The organism is Escherichia sp. MOD1-EC5433 (assembly GCF_002966005.1).
Lineage (GTDB): Bacteria > Pseudomonadota > Gammaproteobacteria > Enterobacterales > Enterobacteriaceae > Escherichia > Escherichia ruysiae.
On the sequence record NZ_PTRL01000001.1, the window covers coordinates 459,411 to 477,912 of the forward strand.

At 51.8% G+C, this 18,502-nt stretch carries 19 protein-coding genes; 15 read left to right on the forward strand and 4 right to left on the reverse strand.

Going from position 1 to position 18,502, the window contains the following annotated elements:
• Positions 1-18: 18 nt before the first annotated feature.
• Positions 19-1,206, reverse strand: a complete 1,188-nt coding sequence (metC, locus tag C3D30_RS02385) for a cystathionine beta-lyase (protein ID WP_010348724.1) — start codon at positions 1,204-1,206, stop codon at positions 19-21.
• 251 nt (positions 1,207-1,457) lie between these two features.
• On the opposite strand from metC, the gene exbB reads away from it, so the two are divergent.
• Both exbB and exbD read left to right on the forward strand, forming a co-directional pair.
• Positions 1,458-2,192 (forward strand): tol-pal system-associated acyl-CoA thioesterase, encoded by a 735-nt coding sequence (gene exbB, locus C3D30_RS02395; protein ID WP_000527844.1) that lies wholly within the window; start codon positions 1,458-1,460, stop codon positions 2,190-2,192.
• Positions 2,193-2,198: 6 nt separating this feature from the next.
• On the forward strand, positions 2,199-2,624 hold the full coding sequence (exbD, locus tag C3D30_RS02400) for a TonB system transport protein ExbD (protein ID WP_001240712.1): 426 nt from the start codon (positions 2,199-2,201) through the stop codon (positions 2,622-2,624).
• A 38-nt stretch (positions 2,625-2,662) separates the two neighbouring features.
• On the opposite strand, the gene yghA is transcribed toward exbD, so the two are convergent.
• Positions 2,663-3,547: an NADP(+)-dependent aldehyde reductase gene (gene yghA / locus C3D30_RS02405; protein WP_105286401.1), complete on the reverse strand. Its 885-nt coding sequence runs from the start codon at positions 3,545-3,547 to the stop codon at positions 2,663-2,665.
• A gap of 190 nt (positions 3,548-3,737) precedes the next feature.
• Between yghA and C3D30_RS02410 the strand changes: the two genes are divergently transcribed.
• Positions 3,738-4,232: a TIGR00645 family protein gene (locus C3D30_RS02410; protein WP_000439331.1), complete on the forward strand. Its 495-nt coding sequence runs from the start codon at positions 3,738-3,740 to the stop codon at positions 4,230-4,232.
• Positions 4,233-4,271: 39 nt separating this feature from the next.
• On the opposite strand, the gene gpr is transcribed toward C3D30_RS02410, so the two are convergent.
• Positions 4,272-5,312: an L-glyceraldehyde 3-phosphate reductase gene (gene gpr / locus C3D30_RS02415; protein ID WP_105286402.1), complete on the reverse strand. Its 1,041-nt coding sequence runs from the start codon at positions 5,310-5,312 to the stop codon at positions 4,272-4,274.
• A 156-nt stretch (positions 5,313-5,468) separates the two neighbouring features.
• Between gpr and yghX the strand changes: the two genes are divergently transcribed.
• The 10 genes from yghX (at position 5,469) to hybG (ending at position 13,618) form a co-directional block, all read left to right on the forward strand.
• On the forward strand, positions 5,469-6,356 hold the full coding sequence (gene yghX / locus C3D30_RS02420; protein WP_010348720.1) for a YghX family hydrolase: 888 nt from the start codon (positions 5,469-5,471) through the stop codon (positions 6,354-6,356).
• Positions 6,357-6,476: 120 nt separating this feature from the next.
• Positions 6,477-6,764 carry a DUF2623 family protein YghW gene (gene yghW / locus C3D30_RS02425; RefSeq protein WP_001059138.1) on the forward strand — a complete coding sequence of 96 codons (288 nt, stop codon included), beginning with the start codon at positions 6,477-6,479 and terminating at the stop codon, positions 6,762-6,764.
• Between the two features lie 188 nt (positions 6,765-6,952).
• Positions 6,953-8,071, forward strand: a complete 1,119-nt coding sequence (gene hybO, locus C3D30_RS02435; RefSeq protein WP_000145410.1) for a hydrogenase 2 small subunit — start codon at positions 6,953-6,955, stop codon at positions 8,069-8,071.
• 2 nt (positions 8,072-8,073) lie between these two features.
• Complete coding sequence (hybA, locus tag C3D30_RS02440; RefSeq protein ID WP_001081870.1) at positions 8,074-9,060, forward strand: hydrogenase 2 operon protein HybA; 987 nt, start codon at positions 8,074-8,076, stop codon at positions 9,058-9,060.
• Entirely contained in the window at positions 9,050-10,228 is a 1,179-nt protein-coding gene (gene hybB, locus C3D30_RS02445) for a Ni/Fe-hydrogenase cytochrome b subunit (RefSeq protein WP_000017695.1), read from the forward strand. Before hybA ends, hybB begins: the two co-directional genes overlap by 11 nt.
• A complete protein-coding gene (gene hybC, locus C3D30_RS02450) occupies positions 10,225-11,928 on the forward strand; it encodes a hydrogenase 2 large subunit (protein WP_000083058.1) in 1,704 nt (567 codons plus the stop codon). Before hybB ends, hybC begins: the two co-directional genes overlap by 4 nt.
• Positions 11,928-12,422, forward strand: a complete 495-nt coding sequence (locus tag C3D30_RS02455) for a HyaD/HybD family hydrogenase maturation endopeptidase (RefSeq protein WP_001221935.1) — start codon at positions 11,928-11,930, stop codon at positions 12,420-12,422. Before hybC ends, C3D30_RS02455 begins: the two co-directional genes overlap by 1 nt.
• Complete coding sequence (gene hybE / locus C3D30_RS02460) at positions 12,415-12,903, forward strand: hydrogenase-2 assembly chaperone (protein ID WP_000134014.1); 489 nt, start codon at positions 12,415-12,417, stop codon at positions 12,901-12,903. Before C3D30_RS02455 ends, hybE begins: the two co-directional genes overlap by 8 nt.
• Complete coding sequence (hypA, locus tag C3D30_RS02465; RefSeq protein WP_000544956.1) at positions 12,896-13,237, forward strand: hydrogenase maturation nickel metallochaperone HypA; 342 nt, start codon at positions 12,896-12,898, stop codon at positions 13,235-13,237. The genes hybE and hypA overlap by 8 nt, the downstream gene beginning before the upstream one ends.
• 132 nt (positions 13,238-13,369) lie before the next feature.
• The gene (hybG, locus tag C3D30_RS02470) at positions 13,370-13,618 is read left to right on the forward strand and encodes a hydrogenase maturation factor HybG (RefSeq protein ID WP_000334896.1); all 249 of its coding nucleotides are present in this window, start codon (positions 13,370-13,372) and stop codon (positions 13,616-13,618) included.
• Between the two features lie 132 nt (positions 13,619-13,750).
• Here the strand turns inward: hybG and yghU are convergent, their stop codons facing one another.
• Positions 13,751-14,617: a glutathione-dependent disulfide-bond oxidoreductase gene (gene yghU, locus C3D30_RS02475; RefSeq protein WP_105286403.1), complete on the reverse strand. Its 867-nt coding sequence runs from the start codon at positions 14,615-14,617 to the stop codon at positions 13,751-13,753.
• A gap of 204 nt (positions 14,618-14,821) precedes the next feature.
• Here yghU and gss point away from each other — a divergent pair, with 204 nt between their 5' ends.
• The gene (gene gss, locus C3D30_RS02480; protein WP_010348713.1) at positions 14,822-16,681 is read left to right on the forward strand and encodes a bifunctional glutathionylspermidine amidase/synthase; all 1,860 of its coding nucleotides are present in this window, start codon (positions 14,822-14,824) and stop codon (positions 16,679-16,681) included.
• Between the two features lie 291 nt (positions 16,682-16,972).
• On the forward strand, positions 16,973-18,472 hold the full coding sequence (gene pitB / locus C3D30_RS02485) for an inorganic phosphate transporter PitB (RefSeq protein WP_016159790.1): 1,500 nt from the start codon (positions 16,973-16,975) through the stop codon (positions 18,470-18,472).
• Positions 18,473-18,502: the final 30 nt, after the last annotated feature.

The window sequence follows — 18,502 nt, forward strand, 5'->3', positions numbered from 1 at the left end:
TGTCCAAATTTGGCAATGTTACACAATTCGGGTAAAGCCAGCGTCCAGATCGGCAATCAGATCGTCGACGTTTTCCAGACCAATATGCAGGCGAATCAACGTGCCGCTGAAATCAATCTTTCCTTGCGGGCGAATGGCGGCGATAAGTTCCGGTTGATTTGCAAGGATCAACGATTCATATCCTCCCCACGAGTAGGCCATGCTGAATAAACTGAAGTTATCCAGATAGTTCGCCAGTTCTTCATCGTTGAGTTTTTTCTTCAACACAAAGGAAAATAGTCCGCTGCTGCCTGTAAAGTCTCGTTTCCAGAACTCATGGCCTTTACTTTCCGGCAGAGCAGGGTGGTTAACCCGTTCAACCTGCGGATGTTCCGCCAGCCATTCAGCCACTTTCAGGCTGCTTTCATGATGTTGACGCAGACGCACACCTAAAGTGCGCAGGCCACGGCTGGTCATATAAGCGGTGTCGGCATCGACCATTTGTCCCATCAGATAAGCATTCTCCCGCAGTTGCTCCCAGCATCGGGCATTACATACTGCAGTGCCGATCATTGCATCCGAGTGGCCTACCAGATATTTGGTGGCGGCCTGAATGGAAACATCAATGCCAAAATCAAGGGCTTTAAACAGCACCCCGGCAGCCCAGGTGTTATCGATCATAATGATGGCGTCCGGCACCACGCTGCGCACGGCGGAGACAATCGCCGGAACATCATGCACTTCCATGGTGATGGAGCCCGGCGATTCCAGAAAGACGATTTTAGTGTTTGGTTGCAGATGTTTAACGATATCCGCGCCAATCAGCGGATCAAACCACGATGTCGTTACGCCCAGTTTGCTGAGGATTTTGCTACAGAAATCCTGACTTGGTTCGTAGGCGGTGTTGGTCATCAACACATGATCGCCCTGTTCGACAAAAGCAAGGATGGAATTGGCAACCGCTGCCGCACCGCAAGGAAACAGTGCACAGCCGGCGCCACCTTCCAGTTCGCACATTGCTTCTTGTAACGAGAAGTGGGTTAACGTTCCGCGCCGTCCATAGAACAACTCGCCGTTGGCGCGATTACGCGTCGCATGTTTTTTCGCTTCAACGCTGTCAAAAACCAGCGAAGAGGCGCGCTGAATCACGCTATTCACCGCGCCGAGAGTGTATTTTTTGCTGCGTCCTGCATTCACCAGTTGAGTATCAAGCTTTTTGTCCGCCATGTCGGTATTCCTGTTTTTATACGTCTGGATGTCTAAACTAGCATGAATAATTGCGAGCGCATCCTGAAGAATTGGCATTAAGAAGAAAATTTTCGCAAATGGCGTTCTGGTGGCTTTTTTACTGCGTAAACGCAAGGAAAAGAAAGCAAAGGTACGGCAGTATGCAAATAGTAATGAGAACGACTATCAATTCGACGTCGTTTTGATATTATTATGCGCAGATTTTGTGACTTGCGTCCTGGAGATACACAGTGGGTAATAATTTAATGCAGACGGATCTTTCCGTCTGGGGTATGTATCAGCACGCCGATATTGTCGTTAAGTGCGTGATGATTGGGCTTATTTTGGCCTCCGTAGTCACCTGGGCAATCTTCTTCAGTAAGAGCGTAGAGTTCTTCAATCAGAAGCGTCGCCTTAAGCGCGAGCAGCAACTGCTGGCTGAAGCGCGTTCCTTAAACCAGGCCAACGATATCGCCGCTGATTTTGGTAGCAAAAGCTTAAGCCTGCATTTGCTCAATGAAGCGCAGAACGAGCTGGAATTGTCAGAAGGCAGCGACGATAACGAAGGTATTAAAGAGCGTACCAGCTTCCGCCTGGAGCGTCGGGTCGCCGCAGTGGGGCGTCAAATGGGACGCGGTAACGGCTATCTGGCAACCATTGGCGCGATTTCGCCGTTCGTTGGTCTGTTTGGTACGGTCTGGGGCATCATGAACAGCTTTATCGGTATTGCGCAAACGCAGACCACGAATTTGGCGGTGGTAGCACCGGGTATCGCAGAAGCTCTGTTAGCAACGGCAATCGGCCTGGTGGCAGCGATTCCGGCGGTCGTTATCTATAACGTATTCGCGCGCCAGATTGGCGGCTTTAAAGCGATGCTGGGCGATGTCGCAGCGCAGGTGCTGTTGCTGCAAAGCCGTGACCTGGATCTGGAAGCCAGCGCCGCTGCGCATCCGGTTCGTGTCGCACAAAAATTACGTGCAGGGTAATGCGCTATGGCAATGCATCTTAACGAAAACCTCGATGATAACGGCGAAATGCATGATATCAACGTGACGCCGTTTATCGACGTGATGTTGGTTCTGCTGATTATCTTTATGGTGGCGGCGCCGTTAGCGACGGTAGATGTGAAGGTGAACTTGCCTGCTTCTACCAGCACGCCGCAGCCGCGCCCGGAAAAACCGGTTTATCTGTCGGTGAAGGCAGACAACTCGATGTTTATCGGTAACGATCCGGTCACCGATGAAACAATGATTACGGCGTTGAATGCGTTAACCGAAGGCAAGAAAGACACCACCATCTTCTTCCGAGCGGACAAAACCGTCGATTACGAGACGTTGATGAAGGTTATGGATACGCTGCATCAGGCGGGTTACCTGAAGATAGGCCTGGTCGGCGAAGAAACCGCTAAAGCGAAATAAAAATGATGCCCGGTTGCTTCATACAACCGGGCATTTTTTTAGCCTAGATGTTCGCCGCCGCACACGCCGTGCACTTCTGCGGTGACGTAGCTCGACTCCTGACTTGCCAGATAAACATAAACAGGCGCTAGTTCTGCCGGCTGCCCCGCACGTTTCATCGGTGTTTTCTGACCAAACTGCGGGATCTTATCCTGCGTTTGTCCGCCGGAAATTTGCAGTGCCGTCCAGATAGGGCCTGGTGCGACAATATTCACCCGAATACCTTTCTCCGCGACCTGTTTTGCCAGGCCACGGCTGTAGTTCAGAATCGCCGCCTTCGTAGCCGCATAGTCCAGTAAATGCGGGCTTGGCTGGTATGCCTGGATTGACGAAGTGGTGATAATACTTGCACCTTTCGGTAGCAGGGGGATCGCTTCCTGGGTTAGCCAGAACAGCGCGAAAATGTTAATGGCAAAGGTCTTTTGAAACTGTTCGCTGGTGAGGTCTGCAATATCAGGAATGGCAACCTGTTTCCCGGCGACCAGCGCCATAATATCCAGCCCGCCTAACGCCTTGTGCGCTTCGTGAACCAGCGAACGGGCGAATTTCTCATCGCTTAAATCGCCTGGCAGCAGAACGGCTTTGCGTCCGCATTCTTCAATAATCTTTTTCACATCCTGGGCGTCTTCTTCTTCCGCCGGAAGATAACTGATCGCCACGTCAGCGCCTTCACGCGCGTAAGCGATGGCGGCAGCACGACCGATACCAGAATCGCCCCCTGTCACCAGTGCCTTACGATCTTTCAGGCGACCGCTACCAACATAGGTTTTCTCGCCGCAATCCGGCACCGGTGTCATCTTCGCCTGGATGCCTGGCGTCGGTTGTTTCTGTTTGGGATATTCACCAGTGTAATACTGCGTGGTCGGGTCTTTTAAATGAGACATCGCTTTTCTCCCTTCAGGTTCAACGTCCTATAAGGGTAGACGCTCTCAATGCGTTAATCAGGGAACCAGGAAGATCCCTAAACCTCGGATTTATGCGACAACGGTTTAACGTATATGTTGATTTGCTGTTGCGCGCTGTTTACTCAATTGCGATATACTGTTGCCCGTTTTAACTACACGACAGGAATGTATGGAACGTTTTCTTGAAAATGCAATGTATGCTTCTCGCTGGCTGCTTGCCCCCGTGTACTTTGGCCTTTCGCTGGCGTTAGTTGCCCTGGCGCTGAAGTTCTTCCAGGAGATTATTCACGTACTGCCGAATATCTTCTCGATGGCGGAATCTGATTTGATCCTCGTTCTGCTGTCGCTGGTGGATATGACGCTGGTTGGCGGTTTGCTGGTGATGGTGATGTTTTCCGGTTATGAGAATTTCGTCTCGCAGCTCGATATCTCCGAGAACAAAGAGAAGCTGAACTGGCTGGGGAAAATGGACGCAACGTCGCTAAAGAACAAAGTGGCAGCGTCGATTGTGGCGATCTCTTCCATTCACTTACTGCGCGTCTTTATGGATGCGAAAAATGTCCCTGATAACAAACTGATGTGGTACGTCATTATCCATCTGACGTTTGTGCTCTCTGCGTTTGTGATGGGCTATCTTGACCGACTGACTCGCCATAATCACTGATCTGATTCGGGCGCGGTTCTCGCGCCCGTTATTAACACGTTATTTATCGGATGACGCTTGCCACAGATTCAGCTCGCCATCGGCGATATGCTGGTCAATCTGCGCTAACTCCTCGGTGCTAAACGCCAGATTATTCAGCGCCTGTACGTTCTCCTCCAGTTGCTCCGCACGGCTGGCACCGATCAATACCGACGTCACGCGATCATCTTTCAGCAACCAGCTTAATGCCATTTGCGCCATCGACTGACCGCGCTGCTGTGCCATTTTATTCAATAACCGCAGGCTGTTGAGGTTGGCTTCGGTGAGCATTGTCGGCGTCAGACCTCGAACTTTATGACCTTCGCGATGCATCCGTGAATCCTCCGGAATACCGTTGAGATATTTTCCGGTCAGCAATCCCTGAGCCAGTGGAGTAAAGGCAATACAGCCCACGCCGTTATTTTCCAGGGTGTCCAGCAGGCCGCTTTTATCCACCCAGCGGTTCAGTAAATTGTATGAAGGTTGATGAATTAACAGCGGAATTTTCCATTCGCGCAGCAACTCGACCATTTTTTGCGTCCGCTCTGGCGAGTATGAAGAGATCCCGACATACAGCGCCTTGCCGCTTTGCACAGCATGAGCCAGCGCAGAGGCGGTTTCTTCCATCGGCGTATTTTCATCGACGCGATGAGAGTAAAAAATATCAACATATTCCAGACCCATACGCTTCAGGCTTTGGTCGAGGCTGGCGAGCAGGTATTTACGTGAACCGCCAGAGCCGTACGGGCCGGGCCACATATCGTATCCGGCTTTGGTAGAGATAATCAGTTCATCGCGATAAGCAGCAAAATCCTCCCGCAGCAGACGACCAAAGTTCTCTTCTGCGCTTCCTGGAGGCGGCCCGTAGTTGTTGGCTAAATCAAAGTGCGTAATGCCCAAATCAAAGGCTTTGCGCAGGATCGCACGCTGTGATTCCAGCGCGTTAACGTGGCCGAAATTGTGCCATAAACCGAGCGATAACGCGGGCAGACGTAAACCGCTTTTTCCGCAATAGCGGTACTGCATCTGCCCGTAACGTTCGGGATTCGCTAACCAGACCATGACATCTCCTTTTCACCGTTCAGTTTCGAAACAATGTTTCTAGTTTAGCAATTTGCCAGCGTGTCTCCCGTAGTCTGGTTCACAGAGTGACGAAAAACTGGGCAAAAACACGTGCTTATGCTTTGCTTAAAAAAACAACAGTTGAGGAATGAAACGATGTCGCGTTTAACAGCCAAAGATTTCCCGCAAGAGTTACTGGATTACTACGACTATTACGCTCACGGGAAAATCTCGAAACGTGAGTTCCTCAACCTGGCGACGAAGTATACGGTGGGCGGGATGACGGCATTAGCGTTGTTTGATTTGCTCAAGCCAAATTATGCTCTGGCGACTCAGGTAGAGTTTACCGACCCGGAGATTGTTGCTGAGTACATCACGTATCCTTCGCCAAATGGTCACGGCGAGGTTCGGGGTTATCTGGTGAAGCCTGCGAAGATGAGCGGCAAAACGCCAGCCGTGGTGGTAGTGCATGAGAATCGTGGACTGAATCCGTATATCGAAGATGTGGCGCGGCGAGTGGCGAAGGCGGGGTACATCGCTCTGGCGCCAGACGGCTTAAGCTCCGTGGGCGGATATCCGGGGAACGATGATAAAGGTCGTGAGCTGCAACAGCAGGTTGATCCAACCAAACTGATGAATGATTTCTTTGCCGCGATTGAGTTTATGCAACGCTATCCGCAAGCCACGGGCAAAGTGGGTATTACGGGATTTTGCTATGGCGGTGGTGTCTCGAACGCGGCAGCGGTGGCATACCCGGAACTGGCCTGCGCGGTGCCGTTTTATGGCCGCCAGGCGCCCACCGCCGATGTGGCGAAAATCGACGCGCCTTTACTGCTTCACTACGCTGAACTGGATACGCGAATCAACGAAGGTTGGCCCGCTTATGAGGCAGCGTTGAAAGCTAATAATAAGGTTTATGAAGCGTATATTTATCCGGGGGTTAATCACGGATTCCATAATGATTCCACGCCCCGTTATGACAAATCTGCTGCCGATCTTGCCTGGCAAAGGACGCTGAAATGGTTCGACAAATATCTCTCCTGATGGGTTTATCTCTTCCTGGATAACATTCTTAACATGCTGAAAAAAATAGCGTGCGTAAAAGTCGTTCTTTGCCTAAAATATCGCTATATAAGTTGATATATAACGTTTGAGGGCAAAACGATGAATAACCATTTTGGTAAAGGCTTAATGGCGGGATTAAAAGCAACACATGCCGACAGTGCGGTTAATGTGACTAAATTCTGTGCCGATTATAAGCGCGGATTTGTATTAGGCTACTCGCATCGGATGTATAAAAAGACCGGTGACCGCCAGCTCAGCGCCTGGGAAGCAGGTATTCTGACGCGCCGTTATGGACTGGATAAAGAGATGGTAATGGATTTCTTTCGTGAGAATAATTCCTGTTCTACATTACGATTTTTTATGGCTGGTTATCGCCTCGAAAATTGATCAAACATACGTATTATCTTGCTTTAATTAATTACACTAATGCTTCTTCCCTTCGTTTTAGCGCCCCGCCGCAGTATCATGACAATGATAACCATAATAAATGTGTGGTAAATGGCGCATCGATCGCATTATTGATTTTGCGGTTGAGGCAAAATATATGCCAGGTCTTCGCAACGGAATAACTATAAATGACTGGAGATAACACCCTCATCCATTCTCACGGCATTAATCGTCGTGATTTCATGAAGCTTTGTGCAGCATTAGCCGCCACCATGGGGCTGAGTAGCAAAGCCGCCGCAGAGATGGCCGAATCGGTCACTAACCCGCAGCGCCCGCCGGTTATCTGGATTGGCGCGCAGGAATGCACCGGTTGTACGGAATCTCTGCTTCGTGCAACGCATCCAACGGTAGAAAATCTCGTGCTGGAGACCATCTCTCTGGAGTATCACGAAGTCCTTTCCGCCGCATTCGGCCATCAGGTTGAAGAGAACAAACATAACGCGCTTGAGAAGTATAAAGGGCAGTATGTGTTGGTTGTGGATGGTTCCATCCCATTAAAAGATAACGGTATTTATTGCATGGTTGCCGGTGAGCCGATTGTGGATCACATCCGCAAAGCGGCGGAAGGCGCAGCAGCCATTATCGCTATCGGTTCCTGCTCCGCGTGGGGCGGTGTCGCAGCAGCTGGGGTTAACCCTACCGGCGCGGTCAGCCTGCAAGAAGTTCTGCCGGGCAAAACCGTTATCAACATTCCAGGCTGTCCGCCGAACCCGCACAACTTCCTTGCGACCGTTGCGCACATCATCACTTACGGCAAACCGCCGAAACTGGATGACAAAAATCGTCCGACCTTCGCCTATGGCCGTCTGATTCACGAACACTGCGAACGTCGCCCGCACTTCGATGCTGGTCGTTTTGCCAAAGAGTTCGGTGATGAAGGCCACCGCGAAGGCTGGTGCCTGTACCACCTCGGCTGTAAAGGCCCTGAAACTTACGGCAACTGCTCAACGCTGCAATTCTGCGATGTTGGCGGCGTGTGGCCGGTGGCGATTGGTCACCCGTGCTACGGCTGTAACGAAGAAGGTATCGGCTTCCATAAAGGCATCCATCAGCTTGCTAACGTCGAAAACCAGACGCCACGCTCACAAAAACCGGACGTGAATGCTAAAGAAGGCGGCAACGTCTCTGCGGGCGCTATCGGTTTGCTCGGCGGCGTGGTTGGGCTGGTTGCCGGTGTCAGCGTGATGGCGGTGCGTGAACTGGGTCGTCAGCAAAAGAAAGATAACGCTGACTCACGGGGAGAATAACCGTGAACAGACGTAATTTTATTAAAGCAGCCTCCTGCGGGGCATTGCTGACGGGCGCGCTGCCGTCGGTCAGCCATGCGGCTGCTGAAAACCGCCCGCCAATTCCGGGATCGCTGGGTATGTTGTATGACTCGACCTTGTGCGTAGGCTGCCAGGCTTGCGTCACTAAGTGTCAGGATATCAACTTCCCTGAACGTAACCCACAAGGGGAGCAGACCTGGTCGAACAACGACAAACTGTCGCCATACACCAATAACATCATTCAGGTGTGGACCAGCGGCACGGGTGTCAACAAAGACCAGGAAGAGAACGGCTATGCGTACATTAAGAAACAGTGTATGCACTGCGTCGATCCAAATTGTGTCTCTGTATGCCCGGTCTCTGCGCTGAAAAAAGATCCGAAAACCGGCATTGTCCATTACGACAAAGATGTGTGCACCGGCTGCCGTTACTGCATGGTCGCCTGTCCGTACAACGTGCCGAAGTACGACTACAACAACCCGTTTGGTGCGTTGCATAAGTGTGAGCTGTGTAACCAGAAAGGCGTGGAACGTCTCGATAAAGGCGGTCTGCCTGGCTGCGTAGAAGTGTGCCCGGCGGGCGCGGTGATTTTTGGTACGCGTGAAGAGCTGATGGCTGAGGCGAAAAAACGCCTGGCGCTGAAGCCTGGCAGCGAATACCACTATCCGCGCCAGACGCTGAAATCTGGCGACACTTACCTGCACACAGTGCCGAAATATTATCCGCATCTGTACGGCGAGAAAGAGGGCGGCGGTACTCAGGTTCTGGTACTGACGGGTGTGCCTTATGAAAATCTCGACCTGCCGAAACTGGACGATCTTTCTACCGGTGCGCGTTCCGAAAATATTCAACACACCCTGTATAAAGGCATGATGCTACCACTGGCTGTGCTGGCGGGCTTAACCGTGCTGGTTCGTCGCAACACCAAAAACGACCATCACGACGGAGGAGACGATCATGAGTCATGATCCACAACCGCTGGGCGGCAAAATCATCAGTAAACCGGTCATGATTTTTGGACCGTTAATCGTCATCTGTATGCTCCTGATTGTGAAACGTCTGGTGTTCGGTCTGGGTTCTGTCTCCGACCTGAACGGCGGCTTCCCGTGGGGCGTGTGGATCGCGTTTGACCTGCTGATCGGCACCGGCTTTGCCTGTGGCGGCTGGGCGCTGGCGTGGGCGGTATACGTCTTTAACCGTGGGCAATACCATCCGCTGGTGCGTCCGGCGCTGTTGGCGAGTCTGTTTGGTTACTCACTGGGTGGCTTGTCGATCACCATCGACGTGGGTCGCTACTGGAACCTGCCGTACTTCTACATTCCGGGTCACTTCAACGTGAACTCGGTACTGTTCGAGACGGCGGTCTGTATGACCATCTACATCGGCGTGATGGCTCTGGAGTTTGCTCCGGCACTGTTTGAACGTCTGGGCTGGAAGGTGTCGCTCAAGCGTCTGAACAAGGTGATGTTCTTCATCATCGCGCTCGGCGCGCTGCTGCCGACTATGCACCAGTCTTCCATGGGGTCACTGATGATCTCGGCGGGTTATAAAGTGCATCCGCTGTGGCAGAGCTATGAAATGTTGCCGCTGTTCTCGCTGCTGACGGCGTTCATCATGGGCTTCTCGATTGTCATCTTTGAAGGTTCGCTGGTGCAGGCGGGTCTGCGCGGCAATGGCCCGGATGAGAAGAGCCTGTTCGTCAAGCTGACCAACACCATCAGCGTGCTGCTGGCGATTTTCATTGTGCTGCGCTTTGGCGAGCTAATCTATCGCGACAAGCTGTCGTTAGCGTTTGCCGGTGACTTCTACTCCGTGATGTTCTGGATTGAAGTCCTGCTGATGCTTTTCCCGCTGGTCGTTCTGCGTGTGACGAAGCTGCGCAATGATTCCCGTATGCTGTTCCTGTCAGCACTGAGCGCACTGTTAGGTTGTGCAACCTGGCGTCTGACCTATTCGCTGGTGGCATTCAACCCAGGCGGCGGATACGCCTACTTCCCGACCTGGGAAGAACTGTTGATTTCTATTGGTTTTGTGGCTATTGAGATTTGCGCTTATATCGTACTCATTCGTCTACTGCCGATACTTCCTCCTTTAAAACAAAACGATCATAATCGTCATGAGGCGAGCAAAGCATGAGCCAGAGAATTACTATTGATCCGGTAACCCGTATTGAAGGGCATTTACGCATCGATTGCGAAATCGAAAATGGCGTCGTTTCGAAAGCATGGGCTTCCGGGACCATGTGGCGCGGCATGGAAGAGATCGTGAAAAACCGCGATCCGCGCGATGCATGGATGATTGTGCAACGTATCTGTGGCGTATGTACCACCACTCACGCGCTCTCTTCTGTTCGTGCGGCAGAGAGTGCGCTGAATATCGACGTTCCGGTTAACGCGCAATACATCCGTAACATCATTCTGGCTGCGCACACCACGCATGACCATATCGTTCATTTCTATCAGCTCTCTGCGCTGGACTGGGTAGACATCACTTCTGCGCTGCAAGCCGATCCGACCAAAGCCTCCGAAATGCTGAAAGGCGTTTCGACCTGGCACCTGAACAGCCCGGAAGAGTTCACTAAAGTTCAGAACAAGATCAAAGATCTGGTTGCCAGCGGTCAGTTGGGTATTTTCGCCAACGGCTACTGGGGACATCCGGCGATGAAACTGCCGCCGGAAGTGAACCTGATTGCGGTAGCGCACTACTTACAGGCGCTGGAGTGCCAGCGTGACGCTAACCGCGTTGTGGCGCTGCTTGGCGGTAAAACGCCGCACATTCAGAACCTGGCGGTAGGTGGTGTTGCGAACCCGATCAACCTCGACGGTCTGGGCGTGCTGAACCTTGAGCGCCTGATGTACATCAAGTCCTTCATCGACAAGCTGAGCGACTTTGTTGAGCAGGTTTATAAGGTTGATACCGCAGTTATTGCCGCGTTCTATCCGGAATGGCTGGAACGCGGTAAAGGCGCGGTGAACTACCTGAGCGTGCCAGAATTCCCGACCGACAGTAAAAACGGCAGCTTCCTGTTCCCGGGCGGCTACATTGAGAATGCGGATCTGTCCTCGTATCGTCCGATCACTTCTCATTCCGATGAATACCTGATCAAAGGGATTCAGGAAAGCGCGAAGCACTCCTGGTATAAAGACGAAGCGCCGCAGGCACCGTGGGAAGGCACGACCATTCCGGCTTATGACGGCTGGTCTGAGGACGGTAAATATTCCTGGGTGAAATCACCGACTTTCTACGGCAAAACGGTAGAAGTGGGGCCGCTGGCGAACATGCTGGTGAAACTGGCCGCAGGACGCGAGTCTACCCAGAACAAACTAAATGAAATCGTTGCGATTTATCAGAAACTGACCGGCAACACGCTGGAAGTGGCGCAACTGCACTCCACGCTGGGGCGTATTATTGGTCGTACCGTTCACTGCTGCGAATTGCAGGATATCCTGCAAAATCAATACAGTGCACTGATCACCAATATCGGCAAAGGCGACCACACCACCTTTGTGAAGCCGAACATTCCGGCTACAGGTGAGTTCAAAGGCGTTGGCTTCCTTGAAGCACCGCGCGGTATGCTCTCTCACTGGATGGTTATTAAAGACGGTATCATCAGTAACTACCAGGCGGTCGTCCCATCAACCTGGAACTCCGGCCCGCGTAACTTTAATAATGACGTCGGTCCTTACGAGCAGTCACTGGTGGGGACACCGGTTGCCGATCCGAATAAACCGCTGGAAGTGGTGCGCACCATTCACTCCTTCGACCCGTGCATGGCCTGCGCGGTACACGTAGTGGATGCCGACGGCAACGAAGTGGTTTCAGTGAAGGTTCTGTAATGCGTATTTTAGTCTTAGGGGTCGGCAATATTTTGCTGACCGATGAAGCCATCGGTGTGCGGATTATCGAAGCGTTAGAGCAACGATACATTCTGCCGGATTATGTTGAAATCCTCGATGGCGGCACGGCAGGAATGGAGCTGCTTGGCGACATGGCAAATCGCGATCATCTGATCATTGCGGATGCCATTGTGTCGAAAAAGAACGCGCCGGGAACGATGATGATCCTGCGGGATGAAGAAGTTCCGGCGTTGTTTACCAATAAAATTTCTCCGCATCAGCTTGGCCTGGCCGACGTATTGTCGGCCCTGCGCTTCACTGGCGAGTTTCCGAAAAAGCTGACCCTGGTCGGCGTGATCCCGGAATCACTGGAGCCGCACATCGGCTTGACGCCGACGGTCGAAGCGATGATTGAACCTGCGCTTGAGCAGGTTCTGGCTGCGCTGCGTGAATCAGGCGTGGAAGCCATCCCACGGGAGGCGACTCATGACTGAAGAGATAGCAGGTTTCCAGACCTCCCCGAAGGCGCAAGTACAGGCAGCGTTTGAAGAAATTGCCCGGCGTTCGATGCACGATCTCTCTTTTCTGCACCCTTCAATGCCGGTGTATGTTTCCGACTTTACGCTGTTCGAAGGTCAGTGGACGGGGTGTGTGATCACCCCGTGGATGCTGAGTGCAGTTATCTTCCCCGGCCCGGATCAACTCTGGCCGCTGCGCAAAGTGAGTGAAAAAATCGGTCTGCAACTGCCGTATGGCACCATGACCTTTACCGTTGGCGAACTGGACGGTGTTTCGCAATACCTCTCCTGCTCGCTGATGTCACCGCTTTCGCACAGCATGTCGATTGAAGAGGGGCAACGGCTGACGGATGACTGCGCGCGAATGATCCTTTCACTGCCGGTCACCAATCCGGATGTACCACACGCAGGGCGTCGCGCCCTGCTGTTTGGTCGCAGGAGTGGTGAAAATGCATGAGTTGTCGCTTTGCCAGAGCGCCGTTGAAATTATCCAACGGCAGGCGGAGCAGCACGATGTTAAGCGCGTCACCGCCGTGTGGCTGGAAATTGGCGCGCTCTCCTGCGTTGAGGAGAGCGCCGTCCGTTTTAGTTTTGAAATTGTCTGCCAGGGAACGGTGGCGCAAGGGTGCGATTTACATATCGTCTATAAACCTGCCCAGGCCTGGTGTTGGGATTGCAGCCAGGTGGTGGAGATTCATCAGCACGATGCGCAATGTCCGATCTGTCATGGCGAGCGGTTGCGTGTCGATACCGGCGATTCGCTGATCGTCAAAAGTATTGAAGTTGAATAAGACTGAGGACAATGCCTGAAAAGCGCACGGACGGTCCCCTCGCCCCTCCGGGGAGAGGGTTAGGGTGAGGGGAAACACCCGCTAAAGGTTCTTTTTCGCGTTTGTCCGCAATCGAAATAACCGGAGTTAACAATGTGTATTGGCGTTCCAGGCCAGGTGCTGGCTGTCGGTGAAGATATTCACCAGCTTGCGCAGGTTGAAGTATGTGGTATCAAGCGCGACGTGAATATCGCGCTGATTTGCGAAGGTAACCCTGCCGATCTGCTGGGCCAGTGGGTACTGGTGCACGTCGGATTTGCCATGAGCATCATCGACGAAGACGAAGCCAAAGCCACATTAGACGCACTGCGCCAAATGGATTACGACATTACCAGCGCGTGAAAATTAGCTTTCGTAGGCCTGATAAGACGCGGCAGCGTCGCATCAGGCATTGTGCTCGATTGCCGGATGCGGCGTAAACGCTTTATCCGGTCTACATCGGCCTTTATGGCTTGCTGCGACGAACACCAACCCTTACCCCTGACGCTTATCTTCCGTATTCGTCTCGAAATCACTGGCGTCATGGCGCTCATGCAACTGCTCGTTCAGCGACCCGTTGGTGCGGTTAACAATTCGTCCACGCTTCACAGCCGGACGTTCACCCACTTCTTTCGCCCAGCGTTGCACGTGCTTATAACTGCCCGCATCAAGAAACTCTGCGGCATCATACACGCCGCCTAATACCACGTTGCCAAACCACGGCCAGATTGCCATATCAGCAATGGTGTACTCATCGCCCGCAACAAACTTATACTGCGCCAGTTGTTTATCCAGTACGTCGAGCAGGCGTTTGGCTTCCATGGTAAAACGGTTGATGGCGTACTCAATTTTCACTGGCGCGTAATGGTAAAAGTGACCAAAACCACCGCCGAGGAACGGCGCAGCGCCCTGTAACCAGAACAACCAGTTCAGCGTTTCAGTCCGTTTTGCCAGATCATGCGGCAAGAAGTAGCCAAATTTCTCTGCCAGATAAAGCAGAATCGATCCTGACTCAAACACGCGGATCGGCGGATTATGCGTATGATCGCGCAGCGCCGGGATCTTCGAGTTCGGGTTCACTTCCACAAAGCCGCTGGAGAATTGATCGCCATCGCCAATGCGAATCAGCCACGCGTCGTACTCTGCACCAGTAACGCCCAGCGCCAGCAGCTCCTCAAGCATAATCGTTACTTTCTGACCGTTCGGCGTGCCCAGCGAATAGAGCTGTAACGGGTGCTTGCCAACCGGCAACGTTTTTTCATGCGTCGAACCAGAAACCGGGCGATTAATATTGGCGAACGCGCCGCCAGCGGATTTATCCCACGTCCAGACTTTCGCGGGCTGATAAGTATTGTCTGTCATACTGAGTTGCCTTCTGAGTGGTAGTGTTGAAGCAGTGTAGCAGTTCGATTGCTGTACAGATTGTGAATTTTTTAACCCTTTGCGCCAGCCGCTGCGTTGAGGTGTATGATAAGTCAGACCTCTGTCCGGTTAATGTCGCTGAGCAGGTAATCAGAGCACAACAATTACGCCAACTGCTTAGGTTGTATTGTTAAAGGTAAAGTGATGAGCAAAGGAACGACCAGCCAGGATGCCCCGTTCGGGACATTATTGGGCTACGCCCCCGGTGGTGTAGCAATCTACTCTTCAGATTACAGTTCTCTCGATCCGCAGGAATACGAAGATGACGCCGTATTTCGTAGCTATATCGACGATGAATATATGGGCCACAAATGGCAATGCGTTGAATTTGCTCGCCGTTTTCTCTTTCTGAATTACGGTGTGGTCTTCACTGATGTAGGCATGGCGTGGGAGATTTTCTCGCTGCGCTTCCTGCGTGAAGTGGTTAACGACAACATCCTGCCATTGCAGGCATTTCCTAACGGCTCGCCGCGTGCGCCAGTCGCGGGTGCGCTGCTTATCTGGGATAAAGGCGGAGAATTTAAAGATACCGGCCATGTCGCCATCATTACCCAATTGCACGGCAACAAAGTCCGTATTGCGGAACAGAACGTGATTCATTCCCCGTTACCGCAAGGGCAGCAGTGGACGCGCGAGTTGGAGATGGTGGTAGAAAACGGCTGCTATACCCTCAAAGACACGTTTGATGACACCACCATTCTGGGCTGGATGATCCAGACGGAAGATACCGAATACAGCTTGCCACAGCCGCAAATTGAAGGCGATTTGTTGAAAATCAGCGGAGCGCGACTGGAAAACAAAGGCCAGTTTGACGGTAAATGGCTGGATGAAAAAGACCCGCTGCAAAATGCCTACGTGCAGGCCAACGGTCAGGTGATTAATCAGGATCCGTATCATTATTACACCATCACCGAGAGTGCCGAGCAGGAGCTGATTAAAGCCACCAACGAGTTGCACCTGATGTATCTTCATGCTACCGACAAGGTGCTGAAAGATGACAACCTGCTGGCATTGTTCGACATTCCAAAAATCCTCTGGCCGCGTTTGCGTCTCTCCTGGCAGCGTCGCCGTCACCATATGATCACTGGTCGTATGGATTTCTGTATGGATGAGCGTGGCCTGAAGGTCTACGAATACAATGCCGATTCCGCCTCCTGTCATACTGAAGCGGGCTTAATCCTCGAACGTTGGACGGAGCAAGGCTATAAAGGCAACGGCTTCAATCCGGCAGAAGGGCTGATTAACGAACTGGCAGGCGCATGGAAACACAGTCGTGCACGTCCATTTGTCCATATCATGCAGGACAAAGATATCGAGGAGAATTATCACGCCCAGTTTATGGAGCAGGCGCTGCAACAGGCTGGCTTTGAAACGCGTATTTTGCGCGGGCTGGATGAACTGGGCTGGGATGCTGCCGGGCAACTGATTGATGGGGAAGGGCGACTGGTTAACTGCGTATGGAAAACCTGGGCGTGGGAAACCGCGTTTGATCAGATTCGTGAAGTCAGTGACCGTGAGTTTGCCGCAGTGCCGATTCGTACCGGCCATCCGCAAAATGAAGTACGTCTGATCGACGTTCTGCTGCGCCCGGAAGTACTGGTCTTTGAGCCGCTGTGGACGGTGATCCCCGGTAACAAAGCGATTCTGCCGATCCTCTGGTCGCTGTTCCCGCACCATCGCTATCTGCTGGATACTGATTTCACTGTTAATGATGAACTGGTGAAAACCGGTTATGCCGTGAAGCCGATTGCCGGTCGCTGTGGCAGCAATATCGACCTGGTCAGCCATCATGAAGAGGTGCTGGATCAGACCAGCGGTAAATTTGCCGAGCAGAAAAACATCTATCAACAGTTGTGGTGCTTGCCGAAAGTGGACGGTAAATACATCCAGGTATGTACCTTCACCGTTGGTGGCAACTATGGCGGGACTTGCTTGCGCGGCGATGAATCACTGGTCATCAAAAAAGAGAGTGATATTGAACCGTTAATTGTGGTGAAAGAGTAATACATGTAGTAGCAACCCCGTACTGATTATAAAGAGTAATCAGTACGGGGATTAATCAAAGTATTTAATATTCATATATTTTATTATTTGCTCATTTCATTTGTGAATATATAAACTGGCAAAATGCCTGTGTGTTAATTATTCCTGATAATTTTGAATTAATGCTTATTGTCTGATACACAAGAAATAACACTCTTTTTATCGTTAAAAAATGATATTTCACTTTGCCCGCGCCGCGAAAGTCACTGATAATGCCTCCGTTCGTAAATTCAAAATGGCGTAATCTAATATATGCTAAATTTATTTGTTGGCCTTGATATATATACGGGGCTTTTGTTATTACTTGCTCTGGCATTTGTGTTGTTCTACGAAGCAATCAATGGTTTTCATGACACGGCAAATGCGGTGGCAACCGTTATTTATACCCGCGCCATGCAACCACAACTTGCTGTGGTAATGGCGGCGTTTTTTAACTTTTTTGGCGTATTGCTTGGCGGACTTAGCGTCGCTTATGCCATCGTCCATATGTTGCCAACCGATTTGCTGCTGAATATGGGGTCAACCCACGGTCTGGCGATGGTCTTTTCCATGCTGCTGGCGGCGATTATCTGGAACCTGGGAACGTGGTTTTTTGGTTTACCGGCCTCCAGTTCACATACTTTGATTGGTGCGATTATCGGCATCGGTTTAACTAATGCGATGTTAACCGGCTCATCGGTGATGGACGCGTTAAATCTGCGTGAAGTGACCAAGATTTTCTCCTCACTGATTGTCTCCCCAATTGTGGGGCTGGTGATTGCGGGAGGACTGATTTTCCTGCTGCGTCGCTTCTGGAGCGGGACGAAAAAGCGTGACCGTATTCACCGCATTCCTGAAGATCGCAAAAAGAAAAAAGGCAAACGTAAGCCGCCATTCTGGACGCGTATTGCACTGATTGTTTCCGCTGCGGGCGTGGCGTTTTCGCATGGTGCGAACGATGGACAAAAAGGGATCGGTCTTGTGATGCTGGTGCTGGTGGGAATTGCGCCCGCCGGGTTTGTCGTCAATATGAACGCGTCCGGCTATGAAATTACCCGTACCCGCGATGCAGTGACTAACTTTGAACACTATCTGCAACAGCATCCTGAATTGCCGCAGAAATTGATTACGATGGAACCCCCGCTGCCTGCGACTCCGACGGATGGCACACAAGTAACGGAGTTCCATTGTCATCCGGCAAATACCTTTGATGCGATTGCGCGCGTTAAAACGATGCTGCCAGGCAATATGGAAAGCTACGAGTCGTTAAGCGTGAGTCAGCGCAGCCAGCTGCGCCGCATTATGCTGTGCATTTCTGATACCTCCGCGAAGCTGGCGAAACTGCCAGACGTCAGTAAAGAAGACCAGAACCTGCTGAAAAAACTGCGTAGCGATATGTTAAGCACCATTGAATACGCTCCGGTGTGGATCATTATGGCAGTGGCGCTGGCGCTCGGTATCGGCACCATGATTGGCTGGCGTCGTGTAGCGATGACCATCGGTGAGAAGATTGGTAAGCGTGGCATGACGTATGCGCAAGGGATGGCGGCGCAAATGACAGCGGCGGTATCTATCGGCCTTGCCAGCTACATCGGTATGCCAGTTTCCACAACACACGTACTTTCTTCGGCGGTGGCAGGGACGATGGTCGTGGATGGCGGAGGCTTACAGCGTAAAACGGTAACCAGCATCCTGATGGCGTGGGTGTTTACCTTACCGGCGGCGATTTTTCTGTCTGGTAGTCTGTACTGGATAGCATTGCAGTTGATTTAACCTTCCTGAAAATGCCCGGTTCTGGCGATC